We start from the raw sequence: 2,674 nt of genomic DNA, 5'->3' as shown, positions 1-2,674 counted from the left end.
CATTTAGACTGCTAGTGTACATATCTTCTAAAAAACTAACAGAGTCCTTGTGTAAATGATTACAGCTTAAAAATTTAGGTGGAATTCCACAGTGAGTTATCAAAAAATCGCTGTCGAACAACTCACTTAGAGGCTTTGATATTAACTGGTTAATCATAGAAGGTAACTCTATGAAAAGAATTTTTTCATCTACATTGCACTTTGTATTAAATATATAGTCATTATCAACATGAGAGATAATCATTCCTTCATATGAACAAAGCTCATCTAATATATATTTACCTGAAAGAAGATATTCTTTAGAATCAAATATGCTGTTGAAATAACCTTCAGGGAAAATCTCATAAAGATTATATTTTTCAACTTGCGATATTAACTGTCTTGCGAAAAGAGATTTATAAATAATAGACTTAAGATCGTCGCTAGAAAAAATTCCATTAAAGTGTTTTGCAAGAGCCTTCACTTGCGTTAAAGCTTTTTTATAATCAGCTCCTCGTCCGGTTTTGACTTCTAAGGGAACGAATTGTAATGTTTTACCGTCAAACCCGACCATTAAAATATCGTCTGAAATAGGGCCAGTTGTATTCCCATTAGCGACAGACATCTCAACATCATCAAGTTTTAAACCAATATTTTTCGAAGCCCTTATAGTTTCACCAATAGAAATAGGTATCCATGTTACTCCATTTTTTCTCAGAACTGAAGTTGCTAATTTGTAAGCTGCAACCTCTCCTTCAAGGCCTTTTCTTGATTTTTCAGTTGATGTTAATAACTGTAACAACCACTTCCCATTAAAAGCATTGAATTCAGATATCCTAGAGCCTTTACCACTATTCAACAGTTTTGCAAAAAGCTTTTCCGACTGACTTACTGTAACAGCGTCATATCCGGCACTATGCGTATAATTATCAGAGAAATGGATTAGTAACATATCTTGATTTGTGAAAAAATCCAACGTCACTTTAGGATCAATAATTACTGTCCAGATGGAGGACTCATATATTTTTTTAAGTGTACTTTTGAAGTCACTACTTACTGCTATAGCTAATGTTTCAGAACCATTATATTTACAGTTTTCTTTCCAGGTTGGGGTAATAAGAGAACTATATATTTTAGCCAAATGCAAGTGTGGCACAGCTTCAGCTTCAACGCCCTGTAAGCCAAAAGAAGTGAAATAACTTCCATTTTCGCTTTGGGATGCTTCAGAACATATTAAACCATTTGCACAAAGGCCGCTAGGTTGATCTCCAACACGAACATTCACGCAAGATATTTTATTGTCGTTATTAAAAAACGATAAATGCGCATAATTATAAGTAGCATTTTCAATTGAGTTTTCATATTTATTATAGGTAATATTACTACGGAGCATATCTGTAAGAGAATAAACAGAATCTTTTTCCTTCTTGCTTTTCAAATCCAGCAAAGAACATAAAGTTTCTAATTCATTTAACTCTGAAAAAACATCAAATGTATTGTATATGAATTTATCATCATAAAAATTAATATGGATTGATAAAACATCTGGAAGCTCAATGTGTTGCTTAAAATATTTCACAACACCTTTAAAAAATTCTCTCGAGTGATTTTGATTTATTGCATTAATTATGAGCGTTCCATCTTCTTTAAAAAGCTCTCCGAATGCTATTTCAAACTCATTAATTTTATCCTTCACTAATTTAGGAACATAATCATATTCACTAATCGAGTGTGGCAATGCTTTTAACCAAGAGCAATTGTTTTCAAGGGGTGTAACATATGCGAATCCATTATTATTATTGAAAACGAAAGGTATCATCCCACGAATATTTAAACGTTTGAAAGTAATAGATGGCATTGAATAGAATGAAGATGTTTCATCCTGGCTTTTCTCGTTATCTAAAGCAATTTGGTTTGTCAATTCTAAAAAATAGGCTAAATTAAGAGGATGTAAAGGTGAAATTAAAAATTCATTTTCATTTTCTATAACACCAATTTTGATTACATTTTTTTGAGCTTCTGAAAGAATAATCCCATATGGTATGTTGCCAATGAAATGAATATAGTCCTTAACTAATTTTGAAACAATGCTTCTAAGCTCCTCCCCCCATGACACAAGAGATAAAACGGCATTCCTCTTTGATAAATAATCATAGAGTTCTTTATAGCCTAAGAACAAATTTTCATCTGAAGCTTGTAAACTACTTAATGGTTCTTTTTTACAACCATATACACCAATAATACCCTCATTTAAAAAAATTTTTTCATAATCTAATAATTTTAGGTCTTGTTCTTCAGGCTCAACAGTACGGTTATCAATAAGTATTTTTTTTGACTGCAAATCATATATGCCATAGTAATTATCATCAAGTAATTTGCGTTCTTTATCTTTATCGAATATCAAGGGCATCACAACATTTCGATCAGCTTTAAAATCTTCTACAATGAACGTTATTTCATCCAATCCTGATTTAATAATGAACTCAGCATCACTATTATTCTCAATTAATTTATTAAATTTTATACATCCATACTGACCAATGTCAGCTTTTTTTATATTTTCATCTAAAAAACAAACTGAGTTTTCCAAATCAGGATTAACAATAAGAGTTGTATCATTTGTCAATAGCTTAATTTTATTTCCCGGGGAAATAATAAAATTATTTATAAAGCCATCAATGTAGAAGCTTTTATT

1 protein-coding gene is annotated in these 2,674 nt (G+C 31.0%); it reads right to left on the bottom strand.

Annotated features, from left to right (window positions below):
- Positions 1 to 2,674: DNA phosphorothioation-dependent restriction protein DptH (gene dptH / locus INF86_RS22285; RefSeq protein ID WP_193543953.1), on the bottom strand; the 2,674-nt coding region annotated here is incomplete at both ends.

The organism is Enterobacter cloacae complex sp. I1M (assembly GCF_014982425.1).
Taxonomy (GTDB): Bacteria; Pseudomonadota; Gammaproteobacteria; order Enterobacterales; family Enterobacteriaceae; genus Enterobacter; species Enterobacter intestinihominis.
This window is presented reverse-complemented; position numbering and strand designations above follow the sequence as displayed.